This is a genomic window from Leptothoe sp. ISB3NOV94-8A, from assembly GCF_043421595.1.
In the GTDB taxonomy this organism is placed as follows: domain Bacteria; phylum Cyanobacteriota; class Cyanobacteriia; order Phormidesmidales; family Phormidesmidaceae; genus Leptothoe; species Leptothoe turfae.
Genome location: NZ_JAXSQW010000001.1, coordinates 66,509 through 92,903, shown reverse-complemented (window position 1 = coordinate 92,903; position 26,395 = coordinate 66,509). Strand labels below are relative to the sequence as shown.

Genomic DNA, 26,395 nt, shown 5'->3' with positions numbered 1-26,395 from the left:
AATGACATCTCAACAAATACCCAACAGCGGTGTCCCGAATGCTCCCAGCAGTCAGGCCCAGCCTTTTGATCAGCCCGTCATCTTACGTCAATCGCCCCTATGGTCACGGGCAATTGTGTGGGCCATCCTGGGGGTCACCAGCATCAGTGTACTCTGGGCCTTTTTAGCCAAGGTAGAAGAAACCATTCCTGCCCAAGGCAAGTTAGAACCCGTGGGTGTGGTGCAGCCCGTACAAACCCCCAGCGGTGGTGTCATCGAAACAATTCACGTAAAAGAAGGTGACCTGGTAGAAAAAGGTGATGTGCTCATTACCTTTAACCAATCAGCGGCCAAAGCTGAACTAGATTCTTTATTACGCATTCGTGGCTACCTCGCCGACCAAACTGAAATTTATCGGTCCCAGAATGGCAATGGTAATGGAGAAGCAGTCAGTGGCATGACAGCGAACGATCTACAGCAGCGACTAGAAGAAAGAAATCAGCTAGAAGCTAGCAATCGTATCTATCAAGCTCAAATTGATGGCGATACCAGTGGTTTATCCGCCGAGGCTGCGGCAGACGTTAGCAGTGCCATCGGGGAATCCCAAGCACGGCAAACCCAAAACCAAGAGCAAATTAAAGACCTCAAAGCTCGTCTCAGCCAGGCTCGTTCCGAACTGGTTAACGCTGAAAATGACTTGGACACGAACGAAGAAATTCTCAGCCGATTACAGTGGCTAGAAAAAGAAGGAGCCGTAGCCGAACTAAGCCGATTGCAACAAGAGCAGGAAGTCAGCACTCGAATTACCCGAGTCAGTACTCTCAAAGATGAAATTAGCCGTCTTGATGCCCAAATTAATCAAGCTGAAGCCGAAATTGAGCGGGCCGAGTTCGAATTTGAGCGCAGCCGCCGCGATCAGATCCGCAATAACCGCGAGCGGATTTCATCGATTGACAGTGATTTAGGGCAAACCGTCTTGCAAAACGAGACCCAGCGTCAGGAGCTAGGCAGCCGCATTGCCCAACTGGAAGAGCAACTACAGTTCCGCGAACTGACGGCTCCTGTCAGTGGTGAGGTATTTAATTTAAAAGCCAACCAACCAGGGTATGCGGCCAATTCAACCGAGCCGATTCTAGAAATTGTTCCTCAAGATAACCTGACTGCCCGCGTCTTTATCCCCAATAAGGACATTGGCTTTGTACAGTTGACGGATGATTGCCGTACCGCCGTCCGGGCAGAAGACCAAGCCGGGATCGAAGCTGAATGCAAGCCAGTGGATGTCAGAATCGATGCCTTTACCTACAGCGAATATGGCGACATTGACGGCCACTTGGTCAGTATCGGCTCAGATGCTTTACCTCCTGATGAAATATATCCGTTCTACCGATTCCCAGCTGAGATTCAGCTTAAGTCCCAGGTATTGGAATCCAGAGGTGAGACCTATACGCTACGGTCTGGCATGTCGCTCAATGTCAATATTAAGACCGAGAAGCGCACGGTGATCTCGTTCTTTACAGACTTGTTTGTGCGCAAGAAGGATAGCTTCTTCTCGAAGTAAGCAATGATCGATTTTGTCTATCTCTAGGTCGTTTGGCTGCATAAAGATAGTCCCTACTGGTAAGGTCTCCCGTAGGATTTTAGCCCTCATCCTAAATCCTTCTCCCCCAGGGAGAAGGACTTTGAGGAGTACTCAGGAAAAGGTGACTCTTCTCTTTTCGGGGCATTGTCTTTTTGGGGCACTGTCTTGCGACTACCGCAGTACCCGGCACAAAATACCGTAAATCACAGCTGCAGTCACAATTCCATTGACTGGACCAATGCCTATACCAGCATTACCCGTCACGTAGGCCACAATAGACCCGATTACATAGGCGATCACACCGGTCCAGTTAAAGGCAGGTAAACGGGATGACAGCTTAGGAAAACGGCCCCCATGGCGCAGCCAGAAGTCCACCATAATGATGCCGCCTACGGGGGGAATCACAGTACCCAGAAAAATCAGATATTGGGGTAATAGCTCGTAAATACCAGAAAGAGTAAAGGCCAGTGCTAATGTTGCCCCACCCAGTACAAACCCATGACGTTTGCGAGTGCGGAACATATTGGCCCCTGCCACTGAAAAGGCATAGATGGTGTTGTCTTGAGTGGTCCAAACGTTAAGGATTAAAAGAATCACACCGCCTGCCAAAATGCCCTGGGTCGCCATCGCCTTGATCAAATCTTCTGACCCATAGACCAGGGTGCAAAATGCGCCTGCAAACACCAAAATGCCATTGACCACCATAAAGGCGCTCAATGTGGAAATGATGGCACTTTTACCAGAATCAGCAAAGCGGCTCCAGTTAGTGGATTGGGTTCCCCCTGAGATAAAGGTGCCAATGACTATGGCCAAGGCAGCTCCCATATTAATCTCACCCGTAGGCTCAGGGAGAGTGCCATTAAAGTCTCTAAATGCTAGAAACAAGCTAAGGGCTACCAAGATCAACATGGCAGGCACAGCTAATCGACTCAGCCAGTCAATGGCTCGATAGCCTACATAGGCAGTGGCACAAAAGGCATAGTTAAAAAACAATACCAGCACCATATACAGAAAGCCCTGGTTCGGTACCCCCAACAGCTCTAATAACACCTGCACCACAATGGCCGTGGTAAAGGCATACCAGCCAATCTGGGTAAAGCCCATAATGAAATCTACCCAGCGAGAGCCTACGTTACCAAAGCTAAACCGGGCCATAAGTACCGTGGTCAGACCGCTTTGGGAAGCAATGTAGCCCAGTGCTGCACAATAGCAGCCGAGAATCAGGTTGCCAATGATAATGATGGTCATCAGCTGCGGGACACTAAATGCCGGTCCGAGGGCACCCCCTGCAAACAGAGTGGTCGATGTCAGGGCAAATCCCATCAGCAATAAGCACAGCGACCAAAAAGGTTTACGTGCTGTTTTAGGTACCGCACTGAGCGGATAGTCCTCGGCCACCGAGGTTTCGAGTACATTCGGTTCTGTAGATAGAGACATTAAGTTACCTCACCAGTAGAGCGTGAAGGTGTTTCTAGTTAGTCTCTATTCATACGGGTTTTTACGGATTTAGATAGTATCCATTGCAACGATCTATGGAATACACCTAATGACATCCCCTAACCCAGCATCTGCCTCCAATTCAGGCAGTAGTGGGTATGGATTACGGAGCCAATTGGACTTTGTTGAGCCATCTGATGCAACAGAGTCAGATGAAACGCTTGAGGTGGTATCTTTTTGGCGCTGATAGTAGACGGCCCGAGCCTGAGGGCCAAAGATAATTTCATCCTCGTTTTGCAGATCATGGGACTCGAGCTTACGGCCATTGACTAGCATGCCGTTAGCACTGGCTCTACCCTGGAGGTTGCCATCTAAAATTCGATAAAACAAACTCCCATCTTCCTTAGGAAGCTGAACTAAGGTGGCATGGTGTCGACTAACAAACTGTGACGTTAAGCGAACATCGCATTTAGTATCACGCCCGAGAGAGTAGAGAGAATCATCAAGAACAATCTCTCTTCGGCCTTGATTATCTTCAACGATAAGAATACTGGAGAGACAACTGGATTTCATTAATCTTTAATGGTAATGATTAAACTCTTATAAGAAGTAATTTTCCTAATGCGATCGGGCATTAGAAACTACTGAATAGGTCTAGTTTTACAACTATTTCGCCCGTCTCCCCCGTAATAGTCTTTGGCTTTGGAGAAGCTTTAACAAAAATGTAGTCTTGCCCTAGTTTGATAGACAGAATCAATGAATTTGATGAACAGAATCAATGAAATAGAGCGATCGCAACTGCTGCTGCCATCACCCCCAACATCAAGCTATGACTTGAAATAAATAGCACCCATAAGCAGGTGGCTGCCATCAACACCCGTTGTAGCCAATGGACCTTAGACAGTGCCGGTATCTTTGAATAGTTCCATGGCGGACTGTATTCAGAAATGAGTCGCTTTTCTAGGGTGCGTGCAGCTTGCTTGGGCAATGGCAAATAGTGCAGGCTAGGACGCCCGAGTTTATCGGCTTGAGCAAACCGATGATGTCCTTTACCCCGCCATCTTCGATTTAGATTACTGGAAAAGCCAATGTAGTAAATTTTCTTCTGTTTAATGACCGCATAAACACCTGATGTCTGAGGCAAACTGCGTCGCTCCTCTAGCAGTACAGAGGCCCAACGCCGTGGGTGAGGGTGCGCTCTCATTCAGTAGGGATTTAAACGGCAACCCCCATTTTAGTATCTTAGTATCATCAAAAAATGGTCTAAGGGCTCCTATCTGAGACCCCTAGACCATTTTCATCAGCAGCATTTAGTGAGTTAACGATTCTAGAGCTGCTACCAACAAAGCTTTCTAAATCTTAGTGACCAAAATGTAGCTCAGCAGCTTATGTAGCTCAGCAGCTTACCAATCTTCGCGAAGAATTACTTTGGAGCGTACCCAGGCAGCCCATAGAAACGGCTGTAAAACTATTTTTACCACCCACTTACGCCAGGAACTTGGCTGCCGCGTTGGCTCGTCGACTACAACAAGCATTTGATCTTGGGTCAGGGGTGAGGCTACTGTCGTCATCATTTGCTTGAAATTCCCTATATATAGAACTTAAGTCTCCGTTGGTTATTTCCCCTGATGTGTGGGCGTCACAACGAGCTTAAATCTAATGGTAAATAGACTGATACCTCAGCCATTGATCGCAGGTTGCTAACGCCCTCCTAACGTATCAACCTTGCCAACGGCCAATGTGCCACCTTTGGGGTGTTGGTTTAAGTGGCACACTCGTTTCCTTCGCATCAACTTTACATTCACCCACTATACGTTCACACGTACATCAACCAAAATCCTCTTGAGTATTCAGACAGGCCGTAGTTTTAAGGGACAGCCATTTGCATAGCATTGCGATCGCAATTATTGACGCCCTCGCGACCAACTTAAATAAGTGGCACATTACTTTCCTGGCAAAAAAGATGGTTTTAGGCCCCTATAATCTCCAACATCTAGCCACCAAATATGATCTTTTTATGTAGCTCTCCGTTCAATCTTTAGATCAAAAGGCCGATCTGGGTCCCAGTTTTTCCTGGACAATTCTGCAAAGTATCCCCGTAAAAATCCTTACACATCAAGCCTTTACTCTGATGTCATCCTCTGAAACCCTTGATCTAAGGGGCTTCAGCGACGCTCGTATTCATGAACATTTATGTCAAAGTACCGGATATACATCTAGTTCAATTGGCTGATGCTTTTTACTCCTTTTACAAAGATTATGTGAATATGTTCCCCAGACTACATTTCTATGTGGATACTCAGCACGTTACTAGAGGGCGGCAGTATAGAAGACGCCATTGTGAAAACCGTGGTTATGAATGCTAAGCGCCCAAGCTACTTCCCCCCCCAAGGGTTCGTTCTAACAATGTTAGAAAGCCTTAGCCAAGTGAATTCAGGGTTATCCAATGCCATCGATGTGTGTGTGATTGAAGGTGGTCGTAACTCCTAACCTGGCACTCAAACGTAGTGAGTCAGATCAGAGGATTTACCGCAAAGCAGCATCTACTATTGCCATTGGATCCATGATTTTGACATTTAATAGTACTTAAACCCCGATGTCCTTATCGACATCGGGGTTTTTAATACCTATCAAATTATGATTAACCCGCCTAAGCAGCCTTGTCGTCTAAGGCATCAGCTTTTTTAACCTGAAACTTGAGACGGTCTTCGATGTAATCGATAACGACTTTGCAGCCTTCAACAAACGTATTTTCTAAAATTTTGGTGGCGATGGGATTCTCCAACTCCCGCTGGATCGCCCGCTTCAGCGGTCTGGCTCCATAAACAGGGTCGTAGCCCTTATCCGCCACGTAATCAATGGCTGACTCTGAAACATGTAAGGCAATTTTTTGATCTGCCAGGAGTTTATACAGACGCTTCAGCTGAATCGACACAATAGAACGGAGTTCATCTTTACTCAATGGATGGAAGATAATCAAATCATCCACACGATTGAGAAACTCTGGACGAAAATGACCACGCAGGGCACCCAGCACTCGCTCCTGCATTTCTACAAACTGCGATTCATCTCCCGCTACATCAAGAATGTGATCGCTACCAATGTTGCTAGTCATGACAATGACTGTGTTGCGAAAGTCCACCGTTCGTCCTTGAGAATCGGTAATCCGACCATCATCGAGTACCTGTAGCAAAATATTAAATACATCGGGGTGGGCCTTTTCCACCTCATCCAGCAGCACCACAGAATAGGGATGACGTCTGACAGCCTCAGATAGCTGCCCACCTTCTTCATAGCCAACATATCCAGGCGGTGCACCGATCAGTCGAGCGACGGAATGCTTTTCCATATACTCCGACATGTCCACCCGCACCAGGGCCTCCTCGGTATCAAACAAACAGTCAGCTAACGCACGGGCCAACTCAGTCTTACCCACCCCTGTCGGTCCCATAAATAAGAATGAGCCGATGGGTCTGCCCGGGTCTTTCATGCCTGCGCGGGCCCGGCGAATAGCGGCCGCTACAGCAGTCACCGCTTCACTTTGCCCAACCACACGCTGATGCAAATATCCCTCTAACTGCAACAGCTTTTGCCGCTCAGTTTCCATCAAGCGATTGACGGGAATACCCGTCCAATTGGCAACAATCTCGGCAATATCCGCCTCACTTACCTGTTCACGCAACAGAGTAGATCCCTTATCCTGCATCTCTTGCAGCTGCCCGTCTAAAATCTCCAGCTCCTGTTGTACAGCTTCCAAACGTCCATACTTAATTTGGGCAGCCCGATTCAAATCATAGGCCCGCTCAGCTTGCTCCACTTGTACCCGCAGCTGATCTTCTTCTTGTTTCAATGCCTTAATGGCATCGAGGGCTTGCTTTTCAGACTGCCACTGTGCCGTAAATTTCTGTTGTTTAACAGAGAGTTTTTCGATCTCTTTATTAATGCGAGATAACCGTTGTTTCGATGTGCGGGATGTGGACTCTTCCCCTTGTAAGGAGAGTTTTTCCATTTCTAGCTGCCGTAATCGCCGATCAATGGTCTCCAACTCCACCGGTTTGGACGTAATCTCCATTTTGAGCTTGGCAGCCGCCTCATCGATCAGATCGATCGCTTTATCGGGTAAAAAGCGATCGCTAATGTAACGATCCGATAGCGTCGCTGCAGCCACCAACGCCGAATCCACGATCTTCACACCATGATGGGCCTCGTAGCGTTCTTTTAAACCACGCAGAATCGAAATGGCATCTTCCACACTAGGCTGACCAATGTAGACCTGCTGAAACCGTCGCTCTAGGGCCGCATCTTTCTCAATGTGCTTACGATACTCGTCGAGAGTCGTGGCACCAATACAGCGCAGCTCTCCCCGTGCCAAAATCGGCTTGAGCAGGTTGCCAGCATCCACATTACTATTACCACCACCCGCGCCAACGACGGTATGCAGTTCGTCAATGAAGAGCACGACCTGACCATCAGACTCAGCCACTTCCTTTAGCACTGAGCGCAGCCGTTCTTCAAATTCACCACGGTATTTAGCTCCAGCAATTAGGCTACCAATATCAAGAGAAATCAGCTGGCGATCCTTAAGGGATTCGGGCACATCGCCATTGACAATACGTTGGGCTAACCCTTCCGCAATGGCGGTTTTACCCACACCGGGTTCACCAATTAAAACAGGGTTGTTCTTAGTACGTCGTGAAACAACCTGAATCACCCGCCGAATTTCTTCATCACGGCCAATAACCGGGTCAAGCTTACCGTGTTTAGCCTCTTCCGTTAAATCGCGACCATATTTCTCTAACGCTTCGTAAGACTCCTCCGGGTTCTGACCGGTGGCTTTTTGCTTACCACGCACTTGATTAATGGCCGCACGAATGCCAGATACATCTAACTCAAAACCACGCAGTAGCCGTCGACCAATGCGCTCGTCCTCAGCAAATCCCAGCAGCACATGCTCAACAGAAATGATGTCGTCCTGTAGCAGTTGACGAGCTGCCTCTGCCTGATCGAGCATCCGGTCCAGACTTTGCCCCAAATACAAGCTACTATCTGCTGACACCCTGGCACGCGCCTGACGCTGGGCAAACGCTTCCAACTCTTGCAGCACTAGCTCAGGATCCAAACCAGCTTTGGACAAAATGGTATCCGCCAACCCCTGCTGCTCAATTAGCGCCACCATGACATGCTCAACCTCAAGGTATTGCTGACGAAAACGTCGTGCCACATCTTGAGCTTCAACAATGGCATCCCATGCCTTAGCGGTAAATTTATCAGGATTAGATGGCTGCATGGGGTCTAAATGGTTCGGCAGGGAAACGAGTAATCAGTATATCAATTGGGGGTGGGGGGCGTTCGCTGCGCTGGGGGAGTAGGGGGCGCTGAGCTAGGCAGTAGGGGACACGAGAAAGCCCGCAAGTCTCAAACAAATGGAGCCGTAGTTCAACCTGATAGTGGGTTGCCCCCCATTCCCCACGGCCTATTTCCCGCTCTCCGCTCTATATCAAACCGTTGCCGCTGCCGTTGGCACCTCAGTCTCAGCCCCTTGCTTTAGCTGAATCAACTCAACCTTATAGCCATCAGGGTCAGTCACAAACGCAATCACAGTTGAACCATGCTTCATCGGCCCAGGCTCACGAACGACTTGCCCGCCCCGTGCTTTGATCGCTTCGCAGGTCTGATAAATATCGTCTACCCCAAGGGCGATATGGCCATACCCTTCACCGAGATCGTAGGACTCTACGCCCCAGTTATGGGTTAGCTCGATGACGGTATGATCGCTTTCATCGCCATAGCCCACAAACGCAAGGGTAAACTTCCCACCTGGGTAGTCCTTCTGGCGCAGTAGGGTCATACCTAAAACATCGCAATAGAATTGCAGGGATTTTTCTAAATTGCCAACCCGCAACATTGTATGCAATAAACGCATGGCCTTTCTTTCCTTAAGCTCAGTTGGTTCTAATCCTAGCGTTGGTTAGTTTCTATGATGGCCTAGACCGGTATATCTAGGCAGATTGATGTGCTTTTCCTTACATTTTTGCTCTGCAACCCTATCGTTGATGCAGGATAGCACCGTATGCTTGTTTATCGTGCAATCGTTCAGCCGTCATCGGCATTGAAAGATTGGACATAATGACCAGTGAGTCCTACACCCCCATCGTTTAACCGTAGTTAATCCACAAGGAAGCGTAGATTTGATGATTGACCTACTCGAAACCACTATTGAAGAGATTCGCGCCCGCGAAATCTTGGACTCTCGGGGTCGCCCCACGATTGAGGCTGAAGTTTATTTATCGGTGGGTGCAGTGGGCCTCGCCCAAGTCCCCAGTGGAGCATCCACAGGCACCTTTGAAGCCCACGAACTCAGAGATGGTGATACTCGCTACGGAGGTAAGGGGGTGCTCAAAGCGGTCAACAATGTGCATGAAGCCATTGCTCGTGAGCTGATGGGTCTAGATGCTTTAGATCAGGTGGTCATTGATCGCACCATGATTGCCCTGGATGGCTCAGACAATAAGGCAAATTTAGGTGCCAACGCTATTCTGGCGGTATCTTTGGCCAATGCGAAAGCGGCGGCTCAAGCATTGGGACTACCGCTCTACCGGTATCTGGGTGGACCATTAGCCAACGTACTCCCCGTTCCCCTGATGAATGTGATCAATGGTGGAGCCCACGCCAATAATAATGTAGACATTCAAGAATTCATGATTGTGCCCAGCGGTGCTAGCAGCTTTAAAGAAGCTCTGCGTTGGGGTGCAGAAGTTTTTGCTAGTTTGAGCAAAGTTTTAGATCAAAAAGGTTTGCTTGGCGGTGTGGGGGATGAAGGCGGTTTTGCCCCTAATCTGGGTTCAAATCAAGAAGCGCTAGAAATTTTGATCGCTGCCATTGAGTCAGCAGGGTACAAGCCGGGTGAACAAATTTCCTTGGCTTTGGATGTAGCTGCCAGCGAATTCTATAAGGATGGTAAGTACACCTTTGATGGTCAGGCTCACTCTCCGGCGGAGACCATCGAGTATCTCGATAAGCTAGCCAGTCAATACCCCATTGTGTCCATTGAGGATGGTCTCCATGAGGAGGACTGGGATAGCTGGAAAGCGCTAACCACCAAGATGGGCAATCGGGTACAGCTAGTGGGCGATGATTTGTTTGTGACTAACCCCACCCGCTTGCAAAAGGGCATTGATCAGGGGGCCGCTAACTCCATCTTGATCAAGTTAAACCAGATTGGCTCGTTGACTGAAACCTTGGAAGCCATCGACTTGGCGACTCGCAACAAGCTGACATCAGTGATTAGCCACCGTTCTGGTGAGACTGAAGATACCACTATTGCTGATTTGGCAGTGGCTACCCGTGCAGGCCAGATTAAAACAGGTTCCCTATGCCGTAGTGAGCGGGTTGCAAAATACAATCGTCTGCTACGCATTGAAGACGAGCTAGCAGAACAAGCCGTCTATGCTGGTGCCGTTGGCATGGGACCCGGTCAGGGCTAATTTCTCTTCGGGAAATTTATAGTTTGGCGCAGCCTCTCCTTTGGAGATATGCATTCAGCAGATTGCTATAGTTTCGAACCCACAACGGTTACCCCGTTGTGGGTTCTCCTTAAGAAATAGTGAGAGTAAACGTTTTGAGGGTTATTCGTCGTCGGTTGGCAAAGGAGATGGGCTGCTAGGCGTGAGTGAGCTGTCTGGTAATGAACTGTCCGGTAATGCACTGCCCGGTGTTGTTGGGATGGGCGTAGTGGTGGATGGATTCAGGGGATCGCTGGGTAATTCACGCCCTGGCAGACTGGAGTCTGAACCGTTGATTAAGTCTTGAATATCAGCCGGTAGTTCACCAGGCAATGTATCTTGTGACGACTGCGTACCCGGCGGTAACGTTGCCAGAGCCACACGGTTCCCCCCCACCGTCCGCAGGATGTCTAGCACTCGCACAACATCGTCATAACGAGAGTCTTTGGCTGCATACAGCACCACAATCCCCTCCGGGTTACCTGTATAAAAATCACCCACAAGCCCCAAGAGGTTCTGTTCCAAAATGGGGTCTTGGTCAAGATATATGCGGCCAATGGGGTCAACACTCACATATAAGCGATCGCGACCAGTGGTTAAGGCCGCAGGCGGTAATGCCGACCCGGTATTCGCATTGGGCAGATCTAAACTAATCGCCTGTTGGCGGCTACCCACTGCCGCCAAAATAAAGAAGGTCAGAATACAAAAGACAACATCGACCAGGGGAAGTAGTTCGATGACAATGCCGTTTTGTTGATCGTCTAGGTCTAGTTTCATGGCGATGCTCAGGGGGTTGGGGGAGATTGGATTGGAGGGGGGAAGAATAATTTTGAGGTGATTGCTGTTTTATCAGAACGACCCAAGCCGCAGGTTTTGAACTTAAAATTCAGAATTCAAAACCTATTCCACCTTAATTAACTGAAGCACCCAGTTCGCTGGGCTTACCCCCGCTTAGGGACCAGGCCTGACGGTAAAGTAACTCTAGCTCGCTACCGGACTGACGAAAGACTTTGGCTTGACCAAACACCAAACCTTGAAAGAGGCGATAAAACATCAGGCTAACAATGGCAATAATCAATCCAGTAGCCGTGGTGATCAAGGACTGACCAATACCTTCAGCAGCACCACTGGTTGCACTACCAATGGCCAAATCATTGAGATTGAGTGACCCAAGGGAATTCATCAAACCTAAAACGGTACCTAACAATCCCAACATTGGAGAAACAGCGATCACGAGTTCTAGCACCTTATCGCCTCGACGCATAGCGGCTAATTCTTCATTGGCAGCTGTTTCTAGGGCCAGACGAAACACTTCAGGATCTTGATCTTTGAGCTTCAAAGCAGCATAGAGAAAACGCCCCATGGGCAAACGGTGGGCCCGTTGAGCAATTTCAGTGGCGGCAGTCCATTCTCGCCGGGCGGCTTCGAGCACACGACCGGCGATCTCCCGCTCGCGGGTAATGATGCGCGACCAAAACCAAATACGCTCAATAATTGTGCCGAGGGCAATTACTGATAGGACTAGCAGGGGCCACATGGCTATCCCACCTCTGGCAAATAAGTCAGTAATGTTCACTCGTTTTCTCCCCTACGCTTTCTCAGACGCATGTTACCTGCTCGGGTCCCAGATCGGCCACTATCTTTTAGCACAAGCTGCCTTGCCGGTGGCCAAGGCTAGAATTTCGTTGGCGGCGCGATCGCAAACTCCCACGGAGCCCAAATGCTTTCGCATTGTCCTGTAGCCCTCCACCATTTTTTGACGCTGATCCGGATTGTTCAGTAGATTTAGCGCCATTTGGCTAATGGTGTCAGGTTTGGCATCCCACTGCACAAACTCTGGCACAATCGGCTCCATATTAACCAGATTTACAGGTGAAACGTAGGCCACCGAAAATTTAAGCACAAACTCCGCCACCCAGGCAGTTAAACGATTCAGCCGATACATCACCACCTGAGGGACTTCCATCAAGGCGATCTCCAGATTAGCGGTGCCTGACTTAGCAATGGCTAAATCGGCAGCGGCAATGGCCAGGGCCTGTTCTTGCTGAGCCACAACCTGCCCTTTCAAACCATACTCTTTCAGTGCCGCTTCTAGCCTTGAACGAAAGGCTTCCCGAGCCAGCGGGATTAAAAACTTGATCTGAGGGATTTGGGTCTGAATCTGCTGAGCCGCCGTCAACATGATCGGCAGCACATAGGTTAACTCCTGGGGGCGTGAGGCGGGCAACAGGGTAACAACACAATCAGAGCCAGCTACCCCCAACTGTTGACGAGCCTGTTGTTTTTCAGATGCTGGATGATAGTCGGCAAATTTATCCAAAAGGGGATGACCCACCCAGGAGACCTGGCCACCTTTTTCACGATAGTAGCGAGCTTCGCCTGGAAAAATGGCCAAAACCCGATCAGAAATAGACAAGATCTTCTCGGTATCGCCCGGCATCATGGCCCAGACCCACAGCTGTGGTGCAATGAAATAGGTAATCGGCACCGTAGGAAACTGTCGACGAATGAACTGCCCAATGGCGACATTAGGCCCCATGTAGTCAATCAACACGACTACATCGGGGGGCGATTCCAGTAAATGCTGCTTAGCCTGGCGCTGCATTTTAATCGCTGCCCAAGCATGGGGTAAGGCTTCAAAAATGCCGATAGAGCTCACGGGCACCGTATTACCAATCAGTTTCGCCCCAGCAGCAGCCATGCGGTCTCCCCCCATGGCACTGATTTCCACCTCAATGCCCTGCTGAGCAGCTTGGCGTTTAAGCCCCTCCACCAGCAACGCTCCTTGTAAATCACCAGAGACTTCCCCAGTGTGAATAAACACCCGAACAGGAGACGCAGGGGCACGTCTCACGGCAACGGGAATGTTGGTGTCAGTATTGTCGTTATGCTGCATGCTAAGACCGGTTGTAGCACCGAAGATTTAGGGCCAGAACCTTATTTGCGTGAGATATGTCGTCCTGGAATAACACCTCGTCGGCTGTCGCCTTGGGAAGCCACTAAGAATCTATGGAGATGTTGCACATACTCATTGTTAGCAACAGAGTCCAATTTATTGAGAGCCTCGCTAAATGTGAGCCCCGAGCGATAAAGCAAACGATAGGCCTGTTTGAGACCATCGTATACACGCCCAGATTCTAGATCGCCAATGCCTGATCGCTTCAGACCGACCTGATTGAGTCCCCTTACCCTTGATGGATTGCCTTCCACCATCATGTAGGGAGGCACATCGCGCTCAATCCGACTCATGCCACCAACCATGGCATGGCGACCAATGTGAACAAATTGGTGAATGCCAACAAGACCGCTGATGCGGACATTAGATTCAATGTGAACGTGACCGGCCAGTGCCACCGAATTTGCAATGATAACGCTGTCTTGAATCAGGCAGTTATGGGCTATGTGCACATAGGCCATCAAAAGATTGCCATTGCCTAAACGGGTAATTTCACCAAATCGAGTGGGTCGGTTGATGGTGACATATTCACGAATGTTGTTATCGTCGCCGATGGAAACCAAGCTCTCAGAACCGTCATACTTGAGGTCCTGAGGCTCTAAACCAATGGCAGCTCCAGTAAAAATGCGATTGCGCTGGCCAATTTCGGTGTGCCCATCCAATACCACATGGGGACCAATTTCGGTGTCTTTACCAACACTGACTTTTTCCCCGATAACAGCGTAGGGGCCCACTTTCACACTAGAGTGGACCTGGGCCCTCGGATGAATGACCGCCGTGGGATGAATCAGAGCAGTTGGGAACATTGGTTATTTGTTATTCCACCACAGAAAACATCAGGGTACCTTCGCACACCAGTTGACCATCAACTTCAGCCTTAGCCTGCATTTTGCCGAATTTTAGCCCGCGAACGCTAAGCAACTCTGTTGTGATAACCAGCTGGTCACCTGGCACAACTGGTCGCCGAAACCGAACTTTATCGATACCAGCAAACATACATAAGCCATTCACACCAGGCATTTGGGTCAGTACAATACCGCCCACCTGAGCCATGGCTTCAACAATCAGGACCCCGGGCATAATAGGACGCCCCGGAAAGTGTCCTTGGAAATGGGGTTCATTGAACGTGACATTTTTTAAACCAACTGCCTGTTTGCCAGGAACATAGTCGATGATGCGATCAACTAGAGCAAACGGATAGCGATGGGGTAACAACGCGTGAATCTGCTCTAGATTAAGGGTAATAGGGGTAGGATTCTCGTCGGCAGTCGGTTGAGATTCCTGATTGGTAGGATGAGCTTTATCTTTAACAACGGTGGTGGCCATAGACGTTTTTGAACAGCAACGGCGTAGGTGCTCTCGGCTAAGCGGGAGCCGATGTTTCTGACAAACAGATAGCGGCCAAATGACGAGCTAACTGCACGTGCAAACTATGACTAGCTCGATAAGCTGTCACATGCATCGTAGGGAGAACACCTAATAAACTGAGATCCCCTACTAAGTCTAAAAGTTTATGACGTGCCGGTTCATTTGCAAATCGCAGCGGGGGATTAAGCCAGCCCTCTTCATCACAAACTAGGGCGTTTTCAAGACTGCCACCTTTAATCAGACCTTGCGATCGCAAACCGTCAATTTGATGGGCCATGGCAAATGTACGGGCCGGAGCCACCAGCTCAACAAAGTCTCCAGCCATGGGAGACCAGCTATGCCACTGATTACCAATGGCAGACATCGGAAAGTCAATGCCATAGCTAAAACGAAGCTCTGAAGCGGGCAACGCCATCACATAGGCATCCCCATCCCGCACAATAACAGGCTCAGAGAGTATTCCACCGCCGCGTGGGGACTCTTGTTCCACCGTTCCCACCGATTGCACAAGGCGACTCCAATCAAGTGAGGACCCGTCCATGAGAGGCACTTCTGACCCGTCAATTTCAATACGGGCATTGTCCACCCCGGCAGCCCACAATGCTGCCAACAAATGCTCCACCGTTCGCACGTATGGCCCTTCAGGGCTGCCCAACTGTGTTGAAAGACGAGTTTGACTCACAGCTGAGACATCAGCTGGAATCAATTCAGCACCTGCATCTGTGCGAACAAAATGACGACCCACATTAGTAGCGGCAGGCAACACCGTTACATGGGTTATCTGCCCTAAATGTAGCCCCACTCCCGTAGCAGTAACCGGAGCAGCCAAAGTATGTTGCATGCCTGCTCCCTCTGTCATTAGAAGCGTTCTCCAATCCCAAAGTGAATGCGACCATCACCGCCGTCACCTAAGCCATAGTCAAGCCTGAGCGCACCTAACGGTGTTTGTACTCGAATACCGGCACCGTAGCCAAAGCCATCTCCAGGCTTATCACGAATAATCGCCGGATCGCCAGGGACATTATCCCCTGAACCCAGGTCAGTACCATAGTCAACAAACAAAGCGCCGCCGAGAAAAGACGTGAACAATGGGAAGCGATATTCAGCAGTTGCCTGCACAAAAGAACGACCACTCCCTAAATCACCCTCATCAAACCCGCGCACTGAGTTGGTTCCCCCGAGAGAGAATGCTTCATAGGGAGGCAAGTCACCAAGCACGGTTCCCCCTTGCACATTAAAGGCAATGGTTTGGGGACCATCACCCAATTTGATGAAATTAACCGGCACATAGCGACTATAGCTAGCCCGTAATCGATTAAAGAAAATTGTGCCTTGACCAACCGGAATAGTCTGTTCTGAACCAAGCCGCAGCAAACTGCCACTAGTGGGAGCTAAGGGGTTATTACGCTGGTCCCAAACAAAGCCGATGGGAATACTCAAGAGATCATCACGACCATCGCCACTAAAGCTTAGATCGTTACCAAACTGGTCTTCAGGAGATAAATCGCCATCGCTATCTCGAATGGAAACACGTTGATATTCCAGACCAACTGAACCACTCCAACCGTTATCTAAAGGACGTCCAAAGGTGACACCCCCACCCAAACGGTTAACCCGAGGAGTATCCCCATTGGGCAGATCAACATCAGTATCTCCCCCGTCAAAGATGAGAGAAATTGAGCGACGATTAAAGCCATTCACCGTGTAGGACGTGCGATGGGGGTCTCCAGCAATCCAAGGATCCGTAAAGCTGACATCAAACAACAGCTCGCGTTCACTTAGCTGTACTTCGGTGCGCAGCGTCTGATTATTACCGCCCAGGTTGTCCTGCTGATAGCTGACACTACCAAAGACATCGCCACTGAGGTTAAAGCCAACGGCAGCACCGACAGATCCTGTATTGCCTTCATCAACATTGACGACCACCTTGACTTTTCGAGGATCTTCATCACCTGGATCCAGCGAGAGACGGACGTCATCAAAAATCCCTAGACCAAACACTCGCTGCAGATCCGACTGGATTCTGTCCTGCCGGAAAACATCACCAGGCTGGGTTTCGAATTCTCGGGTAACGATAAACGGGCGGGTTCTACCGTCGATGGGTTCTCCCTCTGCATCAACGCTATTACCATCCGCATCGATGTAGCGAACTTCGATAGATTCAATCACACCCTCAGCAACGACCAGGGTGGCCACACCATCGTCTGAAACCTGGGGAGCCGCCGTCACCTGAGCCAGTACATATCCCTGGTCACGGTACCACTCGTTCAATTCTAAAATACCGTCTTGGAAATCAATCAGATTGAGGATTTTGCCATACTGATCGCCAAAAATTTCATCAATTTTCTCATCCGGCAACACACTTGCTGTTTCAGCGTCAGTGCGCACATCTACACCCGTTAGTACTGGGTTGGGTTGTACCCCAAAGGTAACCCGCACCCCCAAATCAGTATCCTCGGGTCTGGCCCTAACATTGGCAAAAAACCCCGTGGCAAACACATTGTTAATGTCTTCTTGCAGCTGGCTACGGGTGGCTGTACGACCAGGACGCAGGTTGATTGCCTGATAGACAATGTCTTCAAGTTCTGGATCGAGGGGACTACCGTCCAGGGTAATGACATCTAGCTCAGCCACAAGCACCTGAACTTCTTCGTCTGCGGGCTCCTCTTCTACAACCTCTTCATCGGGTGTTGGACTCTCAGGACTCTCAGTCTGTGGCGTATCCTCAGGTTCTGGCGCTGCCTCAACGGGTTCGGCTGGTTCGGCTGGTTCAGAGGGTTGATTATTAATGCCGTCTAAAAGGCGATCTAACGTTTCTTCGGGGGTTTCTTCAGATTCTTGAACCAATAAGGTAGCGCTATCAATCGATTCGGCTGCGGCCACGGGTAGATCAACAGCCACATCCTCAGAGGTTTCAGAGGCAATTTCTGTTTGCTGCTGAGGCAAAACCTCTGTTGAGGTTAGCTCTGACTGACCAGCAACCGCTGATTCTGCGGCATCATCTGCCATAGCATCAACTGTGGAGGTGTCCACTACGTCAGCCGCATCGGCTGCGAGTACGGGCAACCCAAACAATGTCGCAACGGTGCAACAAGCCAATAGAGTCGGCGAAAAGCGCATAGGCAGAAAACGTACTCCTTACACCAAATAGGAACAGACGCTCTTAAAAAGCCCCTGTTAATGACATACACTAAATCCGGCTTAGGGGTCTATAACTAAGGTTCTAGTAACCCTTTACTTTTCCAAACGCACGTCTGATTGCGCTGGAAAAATGTGAACAGAATTTAATATTTTTCTGAAAGATTCTACCGCACCGCATCCCTCAGTGCTCAATTTGTATGTGCCAGAATTCGATCCAACACCTGCTGATATCCTGACTCCACATCCCCTAAATCCTGACGAAATCGGTCTTTGTCCATCACTCGACGGGATTCATCCGTTTCCTCTTGATTCCATAGGCGGCAGGTGTCGGGGCTAATCTCATCGGCCAAAACCAGGGTGCCGTCAGCAAGGGTGCCAAATTCAAGTTTGAAGTCAACCAGGGTAATACTACAGCTATTGAAAAAGTCTTTGAGAATTTGGTTAATACTGCGGGCCATGCGATCTAGCTCAGTCACAGTATCATCGCTGGCGATATCCATGGCACGGATGCGATCGCAAGTCAGCAGCGGATCCCCCAGGTCATCATTCTTGTAGTAAAACTCCACCAGCGGCGGCGTCAGCGGTGTGCCCAGGGCTAACCCCGTTTGCCGACAAAGACTGCCAGCCGCCAGATTACGCACCACCACTTCCAGGGGCACAATGGTCACCGGCTTCACCCACATCTCCCGCTCATTGGGAGAAGCAATCCAATGGGTGGTCACGCCCTGGGCTTCTAGCAGCTTAAACAAGTGGGTGGACACGGCATTGTTAATGCACCCTTTATTGGCAATGGTCCCTCGCTTCTGAGCATTAAACGCCGTGGCATCATCCTTGAAGTACGTCACCAATACCGCCGGATCCTCAGTGGCATAAAGAATTTTTGCCTTGCCTTCATAGAGCTTCTTTCGCTCAGCCATGGGGCCTCCCAAGGAAAATTTGCATCGCTCATTTTAGCGTGGATGGGTATTACAGGGGCGTTCCAAAAATTTGTAGAGGCGTCCTAAAAATTTGTAGAGGCGTTCCATGGAACGCCTCTACAAATTAAGGAAAAATGGCAAACCTAATTTTTATTTAGTGGTCATGACATATACCCCATCCCAATCCGCTGGCGGTGGATTCTCTAAATAGGAATGAATACGGGCAATGTGCACCGATACAGCTTTATCCTGAGGTCGCATCACCTTTGCCCGCGTGAATAGGTCTAATGCCCGCGTAAACTTTTGCGAGGTGTAGGCCTTACGGGCTTGCTTGTAAAGGTCTAGAAAGTCCTGGGTTGCCTGATCTAACTGGTGATTTTGTCGGCTGCCAATCAGCTCATAAATTTTCACAGGCTTTGTCTTACCCTTCACACGGGTTAGATCCAGCTCTCGCACCCAGACTAAGTCACGACATCGAGCATAGGTATGTTCGCTCATGACAATGTCACAGCCATACTGTTTGGTCACCCCTTCCAACCGAGAGCTGAGATTCACACCATCACCGATCACCGTATATTCCATCTTGCGACGGGAGCCGATATTGCCAGACACCACCTCGCCAGAGCTCAGACCAATACCGATGTTGATTTTGGGTTGGCTATTCGCCTGGCGTGACCGGTTAAAGTGCACCAGCCGCTCCCGCATATCGAGGGCCGCTTCCACGGCTGACCAACCATGGTTTTCCAGGGGCAACGGCGCACCAAACACAGCCATCAGGGCATCACCGATAAATTTATCTAAGGTGCCTTGGTGATTAAAGACGGCTTCCACCATGGTCTCAAAGTACTCATTCAGCATGGAGACCACCTGAGATGCCTCCAGTCTCTCGGTCAGGGTGGTGTAGCCACGAATATCGGAAAATAGTACAGTGACATCCCGACGTTTACCCACCATCAGGGAATCTTCCCCAAGGGCCATGACCTGATCCGCCACACTGGGGGTCATGTAGCGATACAACGTCGTTTTCATCCGCTTTTCCTGGCTGATGTCTTCCAGAACCACGAGGCCACCCCTGACACCGCCACCGGGATCGGTCAGGGGATTGACCGTGAGGTTAATGCTATGTTCAAGGTGGTGTACGTTCTCATAGGCCTTGATCGCGTCAGACCGTTGTCCCCAGAGATAGTAAGTCTGGTTAGTATCGTCATGTTCTCGGGGAATAAACGTGGAGGATTTGCGCCGGATTTCGGCAGGCACTAACATAACCAACTGGTCTTTAACCGTAGTTAGCGCCACCTGTAGGGTTTGCTCAGGTACATACTGATGTGTACCAAACTCTAAACTATCAGCCAGGCGCGATCGCAAATTCTCAATCGGCACCACTTCCCAAAGCAACCGCCCGATCAGCTTTTCTTCCCAGGTTTTCTGTAACGCCTCCAGAGATTCACCCTCAACAATCACTGACTCGTCCATGGGACACCCCAGCAAGCTCAGGGCTGTTTCATTGATGGTGACGATCCGGCCCCCCATATCTGTGGAAATAAAGGCATCCGAAAGACTCTGAAGAATATCCTTCTGATATTGCTTCTCCACCAACACATTTTCAAATAGCTGGGCATTTTCTAAAGCAATCCCCGCCTGGGTATTAAACGCCCGCATAAACGACTCATCTGAGCGAGTGAAGGCCCCCTGCATCTTATTAATCAGCTGGGTCACCCCCATAATTTTGCCCGATGAGTTAAACACCGGCATGCACAAAATACTGTGGGTGCGATAGCCAGTGCGCTCGTCCGCCGAGCGATTAAACCGACTATCCTTGTAGGCATCAGGAATGTTCAGAGTTTCGCCAGTAGACGCCACATAGCCCACAATGCTGTCCTTATCATTGGCCTGGCGTAACTCCATCAGCTCTGTACCATCGGCACTTTGCACTTTAGACCATAGCTGATTACCATCCATCAGCCACAGGGTGCTGCGATCCGCCTGCATGAGTTTTCGCGCTTCAGCCATGACCGACTGCAGAGTCACTTCCAGCTCCAAACTCTGCTCTAACGATGAAATGGCATTGAGTAGCGCATTGAGGCCTTTCTGGGTGCGGGCAGCCGTATAAAACGAGTTACAGCTTTCTAGGAGTACACCAATGGAGCGAGCAAAGGATTCAAACTCCTTTTCATCCTGGAGCGTAAACCGGTTACCGCCAATTTTATTGAGCAACTGCACCACCGCAACGACGTTGACACCGTCGCTAAAGATGGGCATACACAGAATATTTTTAGTGTGATATCCCGTTTCTTCGTCCGTTGCCCGGTTAAATCTAGGATCATCATAGGCACTGGGAATGTTAAGGGTTTTTCTAGTCTCAGCAACATAGCCAGCAATCCCTTTACCCATTGGTATTCTGATCTCGACCGCCTTCTCCCCCGCACCCTGAGCAATTTTTGACCAAAGTTCTTGATTCTCTTCATCGACGATGAAGATAGTAGTGCGATCGGCCTGTAGAATCTGACCAATTTTTAAGGTAAACGCCTCCAACAGCTCTTCCAGAAGCGTTTCCAGCGATTGATTATTAATCAAGTTGATCGCTTTGAGAAAATACTCAAATTCTTGAATGATCAACTCTAAAAGCTCAATAAATCTAGGCTTAGATAAATGCCGAACCTGAGCCTTAAGACGACCGGGCATGGTGCCCTGCGACAAGCGGGCCAACGTGCTATCTGCAGATGACTGAGCCATAGTTATTTATACGGGTTAGCCAAAATTATAAATTAACGGGAGTTATTGAGCCTTTATGGTGCAGAAACTCGGAAAATGCACGGGTGCATTCTCTAAATACTGACAGAAGACTGCAATTACAATAGTTTGCCCTCAACACCTTCCCCTATAGTTTAATCAGTTTGGCAAGATTAACTAATCACGACTTCCTTGCTCAGGCTTCAGCAAGGGAAATGCAATCACATCCCGAATGCTGGGCGAATCCGTCAGGAGCATCACCAGCCGGTCGATCCCCATGCCCATCCCCCCTGTGGGTGGCATACCATATTCTAGGGCAGTAACAAAATCTTCATCTAGGCTATGGGCCTCCAAGTCACCCGCTGCTTTTTTAGCCGCCTGGGCCTCTAGACGCTGACGTTGATCCACAGGATCCGTAAGCTCTGAAAAACTATTAGCGGTTTCTCGACCAACGATAAACAGTTCAAATCGTTCCACCAGACCAGGCTTATGTCGATGGGGTTTAGCCAATGGAGAAATTTCCACCGGATAGTCGGTAATAAAGGTGGGCTGAATCAGCGTCGGTTCCACTGTCTGCTCAAACGCTTCATTTAAGACATGGCCAATGCTGGGGCAGTCATCGATACCATGCAAGCCCGCCGCTTTTGCCGCCGCTTTCGCCTCATCTAGATCAGTGAACTCAGCAAAGTTAACCCCAGTTTTTTCCTGGACGGCATCATGCATCGTGATGCGCTTCCAGGGAGTGCTGAGGTCAATGGCATCACCTTGATAGGTAATTTGCGTAGTGCCCAGCACCTCTTCCGCAGCATTAATGATCAGCGCCTCGGTGATATCCATCATGTCGTGGTAATCAGCGTAAGCCTGGTACAGCTCAATCGACGTAAATTCTGGATTATGACGGGTGGAAATGCCTTCATTCCGGAAAATGCGACCCATTTCAAACACACGTTCAAAACCACCCACAATCAGGCGCTTCAGGTGCAGTTCCGTAGCAATCCGCAGATAGAGCTGCATGTCTAGCGTGTTGTGATAGGTCACAAACGGACGGGCATCGGCACCACCAGGCTCCGCCTGTAAAACCGGCGTCTCAATTTCAATAAAATCTTGCTGGTCCAGATAGCGACGAATTGAGGCGGTAATTCGCGCCCGCTTCCGAAAGGTATCCTGAACCTCAGGGTTCACAATCAGGTCAACATAGCGCTGGCGGTAGCGCTTGGCCACATCGGTGAGGCCGTGCCATTTATCTGGCAGCGGCAGCAGCGCCTTGGTAAGAATGGCATAAGTGCTCACCTTCACCGACAGCTCCCCTTTATCCGTGCGCTTAACGATGCCCTTCACCCCAAAGAAATCGCCCACATCCGTCAGCTGTTTGAGATGGGTAAATGCTTGCTCATCGGTGTCGGCCATCCCCGCTTGGATGGTCTTTTTATCTAGAAATAGCTGAATTGAGCCCGTTTCATCCTGAAGCGTGAAGAACGCAAGCTTACCGAATACCCGTCGGCCCATGATGCGACCGGCAATACTGACCTCAACCTCGGTCTCTTCTCCTGTGGGCAGATCAGCAAATTTCTTCTGAAGGATGGCAGCCTGATGGGTCACATCCCATTTGTAGGCATATGGATTGAGTCCCAGTTTTTTTAATTCACTTATTTTCTGTAAGCGAGCAGCGCGAATTTCGCGAGGACTTTGATCGTTGGGCTGGGAGCTAGCCATGCGTTAAGGGTCAGAAGTAATTGTGCAGTTGTTAATTGTATGGGGGGGATGGGTAATGGGCAATCCCCCATTACCGGGCATCAGAAATATACTTATCCAGCAGCTGAGCTACTTTCTCAGGCGCTGGCGGTTTGGCTAAAAAGTCATCTGCACCTACCATTTTGGCCCGCATCCGATCAATCATGCCGTCCCGTCCCGTCAAAATGATAATGGGTGTTTTATAAAATGCTTCAGTCCGACGGAGAAACTTGCACAGTTCATAGCCGCTGATATTGGGCATGGTGATATCCAAAAAAATCAGGTCAGGCCGGTGCTGGGTCAAGATGGAAATTTGCTCAACGGGCTTGGTTACGGGCAGCACTTCGTAGCCTAGGGGTTGCACCAGCTCTGCCATGACTTTGCTGACTAAGGGGCTGTCGTCAATACAAGCAATCAGCCCTTTGGTCAGCCCCTGGGTGGCTAAGGAGCGGGGGGGGACATAGGGGGCAGGAATATCTTGCACGGGCTGTAGATCGACCCAACCTTGATAGATCAGTGGCAACAGCAGCTTAATCACATCCGGCAGTGAATGCTGGGTTTGGGCAGCCATATCCCAAAGGGTAATGTTGCCCTGCATCCAACGACTCAAACGCTTATATCTAGCCGCTGTCAGATGCACCTGTAGTCCCCGTGGATTGATCACAACAGGGGATAGGTAAGGCAGGTCGTGAGGGGCAACGGTGGTGAGGGGATCGTTTAATTTTTTGGGCCACTGATCATGGTTTTTTTGCGATCGCACCAACGCCCGCTGCACCGACAAAAACACCATCTGCTGAGCCACCATACGATTTGGGTGCCATTGCACATCATCGGCTGGAGAGGTAAGCAATGTCAGGATCACCTCATCCACAATGCTTTGGATGGCGGCCTTAGCCTGATTGAGGGAAATGTGTTCACACCGGACGGCTTGATTAATAAAATCCACCTCCCAGTAATCATCAGGGGTGCGCATCGCCGCGAACCAGCTACTGGAAAACTGTTCACTATGGCGACGCAGGGAGCGATACCAGCGTCGCACGGGATGCGGCCCTCCCGTGGCATAAATCAACCGTCCAGAATAAAAGTAAAGCTTCCAGGGTTCAGTAGTTTTTGCACCGATCACCAGCTCACCCGTGCGATGTTGCTGAGCAAGGGTGAGTAAATACTGGGGTAAGGATTGGGCCTGGGTCAGCATATTTAATATACTTGGAGGCTTCGGGCTCGCCTCTAGTACGGCGTCAAGCTAATGAGTTTGAATAGGGAGCGATTTTCCCCATCATGCACCTCAGGCCTAGTTTTCCCAGAGTTAGGAAAACACAGCTATTATGCTCCCCAGACTATGACCTGATCACTGGACTAAAAATTACATGTGCCCCTACAATGCACCCCTACGTGGAGCGGGCCAGTTCTTTAGTGGGTTGATCAACAGCAGAGGAGTCAGCCAGCACACTCACATCTGACGTGCAGCCATTTTGCAGTTCCCAAACCTTAAGGGTGATCAAATACTCATAAAATGCCTGGAGCATACACCAGGTAAATCCAGCCCGACCGTCTAGAATGCCGCCCAGGACAAAGTACATGTAGATAAACCGCACCAACGGGCGTAGGGGCAAACGCAGGGACAGGTCCTTCAGGGCGCGACGGCGTTCTACTTCGGAACGGCCCAGGAATAGGGCACGCCAGTCTACGCCATGGTCCGATAGTTGCTTAATGGTTTCGGCAGCTTCGTCACTGGAATAGCGGTTATGCTTTTCAATCCAGCGGTCAAAGCCTTTGCTACAGGTGTAATGGGGGTAGGTGGCCTGAAGAAAATCGGTGGACCCCTCACACACTTCGCGTTCGGTGTGGCCGTAGTCGTCGAACCATACGTGCTGCTTGTCGAGCAGCCGTAGCTGGTAGCGGGGATACTGGGTGCTGTGGCGAATCCAGTGGTCCATGAACATGACGCGCTCGGCGGCATAATAGCCCACATGCTGGCCAGACTGGGCGGCGGCGATACATTCGTTGAACAGCTCTGGCGTCATGCGTTCATCGGCTTCTAGAATGTAGACCCATGGGTGCTTGGTGGGGACATTGCGCAGCATCCAGGTGCGTTGTTTGCCATGGCTTTCGAAGGCATGCTGCACCGTACGAACAGGATAACGCTGAGCGATTTCTAGGGTGCGATCGCAACTAATCGAGTCGACCACAATGACATCATCCGAGACCAGAGCTGACTCTATGCATGCGGCAATGTCTCGTTCTTCATTGTGAGTCAAAATAAAAATCGAAATCATCGCGATATCCTAGAAATCACTCAGCGATCAACTTATCAAGAAACACTCAACCAGCATTACTGCCAGCTCTTCTGCTCAGATTGCCCTGAATTGGCTATGGGCAAGTCAAAAAGACAGACTTACTACAGAATATTTGGTTTAGGTTGACGAACCCATAAAGGCATCCGTAAATTCAGCCAAATTTAATGTACTCGTACTAGGCATCAAGGTGTGGAGGTTTGCACTAGCAGATTGGGGGTGGGAGTTATTGGGTATTGGGTATTGGTGCAGGTCAGTCGGATGTTTTGAGGCGTTGATAGGCTGCAACTGTAGGATTAGAGGCTTCATAATCGGAGCAGTCGATGGCGTCTTCTGACAGTGCGGTGGTGGGATGGAGCGAGCACTTGAGGACGGCTTGATTGGTAAAGAATGCACAGTCAGGGCAGGGAATACGGTGCATTGTCTGGGCGCGCTGCACGCTATCACGGGTGGCGGCAATCATTTGCCAGAGACCCAGGATAACGACGGACCAGGCAAGGACAAAGCAAATGGGTCCCAGGTATGGCTGCAGCCATTGCATAATGTGCAGCAAAATGAAGTGAACCAGTTCTAGTAGCTGATACATGCGACCCTGTCAGTGTGATTGGGTATCAGCTTAGGCGACGGATAAAATTCGTTGCTCAGAGTGAAAATATTTGTAGCAAAGGGGTGGGGGTGAAGAATAAACTGGTTCCCCTTGGTAAGGCTACCGTGTACACACAAGTATTGGAAATTAGCGTTTACGGTTGTCTAACCCCCTC

General features: G+C 49.8%; 22 protein-coding genes. 3 read left to right on the top strand and 19 right to left on the bottom strand.

Annotated elements, in window-relative coordinates:
• Position 1: 1 nt before the first annotated feature.
• A complete protein-coding gene (locus tag SPB21_RS00485; protein WP_163659641.1) occupies positions 2-1,537 on the top strand; it encodes a beta-barrel domain-containing protein in 1,536 nt (511 codons plus the stop codon).
• A 192-nt stretch (positions 1,538-1,729) separates the two neighbouring features.
• Here the strand turns inward: SPB21_RS00485 and codB are convergent, their stop codons facing one another.
• The 4 genes from codB to SPB21_RS00465 form a co-directional block, all read right to left on the bottom strand.
• Positions 1,730-2,995, bottom strand: a complete 1,266-nt coding sequence (codB, locus tag SPB21_RS00480) for a cytosine permease (RefSeq protein WP_499864991.1) — start codon at positions 2,993-2,995, stop codon at positions 1,730-1,732.
• Positions 2,996-3,088: 93 nt separating this feature from the next.
• Entirely contained in the window at positions 3,089-3,568 is a 480-nt protein-coding gene (locus tag SPB21_RS00475) for an FHA domain-containing protein (protein ID WP_163698930.1), read from the bottom strand.
• Between the two features lie 202 nt (positions 3,569-3,770).
• Positions 3,771-4,199, bottom strand: coding sequence for a GIY-YIG nuclease family protein (locus SPB21_RS00470; protein WP_163698928.1), 429 nt, complete (start codon positions 4,197-4,199; stop codon positions 3,771-3,773).
• A gap of 199 nt (positions 4,200-4,398) precedes the next feature.
• Positions 4,399-4,569, bottom strand: coding sequence for a hypothetical protein (locus SPB21_RS00465; RefSeq protein WP_156828462.1), 171 nt, complete (start codon positions 4,567-4,569; stop codon positions 4,399-4,401).
• Positions 4,570-5,284: 715 nt separating this feature from the next.
• Here SPB21_RS00465 and SPB21_RS00460 point away from each other — a divergent pair.
• The gene (locus tag SPB21_RS00460) at positions 5,285-5,485 is read left to right on the top strand and encodes a hypothetical protein (RefSeq protein WP_163699299.1); all 201 of its coding nucleotides are present in this window, start codon (positions 5,285-5,287) and stop codon (positions 5,483-5,485) included.
• Positions 5,486-5,645: 160 nt separating this feature from the next.
• Here the strand turns inward: SPB21_RS00460 and clpB are convergent, their stop codons facing one another.
• Both clpB and gloA read right to left on the bottom strand, forming a co-directional pair.
• Positions 5,646-8,282: an ATP-dependent chaperone ClpB gene (clpB, locus tag SPB21_RS00455; protein WP_163659632.1), complete on the bottom strand. Its 2,637-nt coding sequence runs from the start codon at positions 8,280-8,282 to the stop codon at positions 5,646-5,648.
• A gap of 210 nt (positions 8,283-8,492) precedes the next feature.
• Positions 8,493-8,918 (bottom strand): lactoylglutathione lyase, encoded by a 426-nt coding sequence (gloA, locus tag SPB21_RS00450; RefSeq protein ID WP_163659630.1) that lies wholly within the window; start codon positions 8,916-8,918, stop codon positions 8,493-8,495.
• Positions 8,919-9,186: 268 nt separating this feature from the next.
• On the opposite strand from gloA, the gene eno reads away from it, so the two are divergent.
• Positions 9,187-10,479 (top strand): phosphopyruvate hydratase, encoded by a 1,293-nt coding sequence (gene eno, locus SPB21_RS00445; protein WP_163659629.1) that lies wholly within the window; start codon positions 9,187-9,189, stop codon positions 10,477-10,479.
• 141 nt (positions 10,480-10,620) lie between these two features.
• Here the strand turns inward: eno and SPB21_RS00440 are convergent, their stop codons facing one another.
• The 13 genes from SPB21_RS00440 to SPB21_RS00380 form a co-directional block, all read right to left on the bottom strand.
• A complete protein-coding gene (locus SPB21_RS00440) occupies positions 10,621-11,274 on the bottom strand; it encodes an ExbD/TolR family protein (RefSeq protein ID WP_163659627.1) in 654 nt (217 codons plus the stop codon).
• A gap of 133 nt (positions 11,275-11,407) precedes the next feature.
• Complete coding sequence (locus SPB21_RS00435) at positions 11,408-12,073, bottom strand: MotA/TolQ/ExbB proton channel family protein (protein ID WP_163701158.1); 666 nt, start codon at positions 12,071-12,073, stop codon at positions 11,408-11,410.
• A 60-nt stretch (positions 12,074-12,133) separates the two neighbouring features.
• Positions 12,134-13,393, bottom strand: coding sequence for a lipid-A-disaccharide synthase (gene lpxB / locus SPB21_RS00430; protein ID WP_490793610.1), 1,260 nt, complete (start codon positions 13,391-13,393; stop codon positions 12,134-12,136).
• 41 nt (positions 13,394-13,434) lie between these two features.
• Positions 13,435-14,259 carry an acyl-ACP--UDP-N-acetylglucosamine O-acyltransferase gene (lpxA, locus tag SPB21_RS00425; RefSeq protein ID WP_006518869.1) on the bottom strand — a complete coding sequence of 275 codons (825 nt, stop codon included), beginning with the start codon at positions 14,257-14,259 and terminating at the stop codon, positions 13,435-13,437.
• Positions 14,260-14,269: 10 nt separating this feature from the next.
• Positions 14,270-14,779 (bottom strand): 3-hydroxyacyl-ACP dehydratase FabZ, encoded by a 510-nt coding sequence (fabZ, locus tag SPB21_RS00420; protein ID WP_163659621.1) that lies wholly within the window; start codon positions 14,777-14,779, stop codon positions 14,270-14,272.
• A 37-nt stretch (positions 14,780-14,816) separates the two neighbouring features.
• Entirely contained in the window at positions 14,817-15,680 is an 864-nt protein-coding gene (lpxC, locus tag SPB21_RS00415; protein ID WP_250564664.1) for a UDP-3-O-acyl-N-acetylglucosamine deacetylase, read from the bottom strand.
• Positions 15,680-17,941 carry a BamA/TamA family outer membrane protein gene (locus SPB21_RS00410; RefSeq protein WP_499864990.1) on the bottom strand — a complete coding sequence of 754 codons (2,262 nt, stop codon included), beginning with the start codon at positions 17,939-17,941 and terminating at the stop codon, positions 15,680-15,682. The genes lpxC and SPB21_RS00410 overlap by 1 nt, the downstream gene beginning before the upstream one ends.
• Positions 17,942-18,150: 209 nt before the next feature.
• Positions 18,151-18,879, bottom strand: a complete 729-nt coding sequence (purC, locus tag SPB21_RS00405; RefSeq protein ID WP_163659617.1) for a phosphoribosylaminoimidazolesuccinocarboxamide synthase — start codon at positions 18,877-18,879, stop codon at positions 18,151-18,153.
• Positions 18,880-19,029: 150 nt separating this feature from the next.
• Positions 19,030-21,612 carry a GAF domain-containing protein gene (locus SPB21_RS00400; protein ID WP_499864989.1) on the bottom strand — a complete coding sequence of 861 codons (2,583 nt, stop codon included), beginning with the start codon at positions 21,610-21,612 and terminating at the stop codon, positions 19,030-19,032.
• Between the two features lie 174 nt (positions 21,613-21,786).
• On the bottom strand, positions 21,787-23,322 hold the full coding sequence (lysS, locus tag SPB21_RS00395; RefSeq protein WP_499864988.1) for a lysine--tRNA ligase: 1,536 nt from the start codon (positions 23,320-23,322) through the stop codon (positions 21,787-21,789).
• A 70-nt stretch (positions 23,323-23,392) separates the two neighbouring features.
• Positions 23,393-24,535 (bottom strand): response regulator, encoded by a 1,143-nt coding sequence (locus SPB21_RS00390; RefSeq protein WP_163659612.1) that lies wholly within the window; start codon positions 24,533-24,535, stop codon positions 23,393-23,395.
• A 193-nt stretch (positions 24,536-24,728) separates the two neighbouring features.
• Positions 24,729-25,616, bottom strand: a complete 888-nt coding sequence (locus SPB21_RS00385; RefSeq protein ID WP_163659611.1) for a glycosyltransferase family 2 protein — start codon at positions 25,614-25,616, stop codon at positions 24,729-24,731.
• A gap of 271 nt (positions 25,617-25,887) precedes the next feature.
• Entirely contained in the window at positions 25,888-26,220 is a 333-nt protein-coding gene (locus SPB21_RS00380; RefSeq protein ID WP_163659609.1) for a hypothetical protein, read from the bottom strand.
• Positions 26,221-26,395: the final 175 nt, after the last annotated feature.

What these genes read in the sequence shown, in the direction of transcription:
- SPB21_RS00410 (WP_499864990.1), bottom strand. Translation starts at nt 17,941, where the DNA reads ATGCGCTTTTCGCCGACTCTATTGGCTTGTTGCACCGTTGCGACATTG.
- lpxC (WP_250564664.1), bottom strand. Translation starts at nt 15,680, where the DNA reads ATGACAGAGGGAGCAGGCATGCAACATACTTTGGCTGCTCCGGTTACT.
- purC (WP_163659617.1), bottom strand. Translation starts at nt 18,879, where the DNA reads ATGGCTGAGCGAAAGAAGCTCTATGAAGGCAAGGCAAAAATTCTTTAT.
- lpxB (WP_490793610.1), bottom strand. Translation starts at nt 13,393, where the DNA reads ATGCAGCATAACGACAATACTGACACCAACATTCCCGTTGCCGTGAGA.
- SPB21_RS00400 (WP_499864989.1), bottom strand. Translation starts at nt 21,612, where the DNA reads ATGGCTCAGTCATCTGCAGATAGCACGTTGGCCCGCTTGTCGCAGGGC.
- codB (WP_499864991.1), bottom strand. Translation starts at nt 2,995, where the DNA reads ATGTCTCTATCTACAGAACCGAATGTACTCGAAACCTCGGTGGCCGAG.
- SPB21_RS00475 (WP_163698930.1), bottom strand. Translation starts at nt 3,568, where the DNA reads ATGAAATCCAGTTGTCTCTCCAGTATTCTTATCGTTGAAGATAATCAA.
- lpxA (WP_006518869.1), bottom strand. Translation starts at nt 14,259, where the DNA reads ATGTTCCCAACTGCTCTGATTCATCCCACGGCGGTCATTCATCCGAGG.
- fabZ (WP_163659621.1), bottom strand. Translation starts at nt 14,779, where the DNA reads ATGGCCACCACCGTTGTTAAAGATAAAGCTCATCCTACCAATCAGGAA.
- SPB21_RS00385 (WP_163659611.1), bottom strand. Translation starts at nt 25,616, where the DNA reads ATGATTTCGATTTTTATTTTGACTCACAATGAAGAACGAGACATTGCC.
- SPB21_RS00470 (WP_163698928.1), bottom strand. Translation starts at nt 4,199, where the DNA reads ATGAGAGCGCACCCTCACCCACGGCGTTGGGCCTCTGTACTGCTAGAG.
- SPB21_RS00380 (WP_163659609.1), bottom strand. Translation starts at nt 26,220, where the DNA reads ATGTATCAGCTACTAGAACTGGTTCACTTCATTTTGCTGCACATTATG.
- SPB21_RS00485 (WP_163659641.1), top strand. Translation starts at nt 2, where the DNA reads ATGACATCTCAACAAATACCCAACAGCGGTGTCCCGAATGCTCCCAGC.
- SPB21_RS00465 (WP_156828462.1), bottom strand. Translation starts at nt 4,569, where the DNA reads ATGATGACGACAGTAGCCTCACCCCTGACCCAAGATCAAATGCTTGTT.
- gloA (WP_163659630.1), bottom strand. Translation starts at nt 8,918, where the DNA reads ATGCGTTTATTGCATACAATGTTGCGGGTTGGCAATTTAGAAAAATCC.
- SPB21_RS00460 (WP_163699299.1), top strand. Translation starts at nt 5,285, where the DNA reads ATGTGGATACTCAGCACGTTACTAGAGGGCGGCAGTATAGAAGACGCC.
- clpB (WP_163659632.1), bottom strand. Translation starts at nt 8,282, where the DNA reads ATGCAGCCATCTAATCCTGATAAATTTACCGCTAAGGCATGGGATGCC.
- lysS (WP_499864988.1), bottom strand. Translation starts at nt 23,322, where the DNA reads ATGGCTAGCTCCCAGCCCAACGATCAAAGTCCTCGCGAAATTCGCGCT.
- SPB21_RS00440 (WP_163659627.1), bottom strand. Translation starts at nt 11,274, where the DNA reads ATGAAACTAGACCTAGACGATCAACAAAACGGCATTGTCATCGAACTA.
- SPB21_RS00390 (WP_163659612.1), bottom strand. Translation starts at nt 24,535, where the DNA reads ATGCTGACCCAGGCCCAATCCTTACCCCAGTATTTACTCACCCTTGCT.
- eno (WP_163659629.1), top strand. Translation starts at nt 9,187, where the DNA reads ATGATTGACCTACTCGAAACCACTATTGAAGAGATTCGCGCCCGCGAA.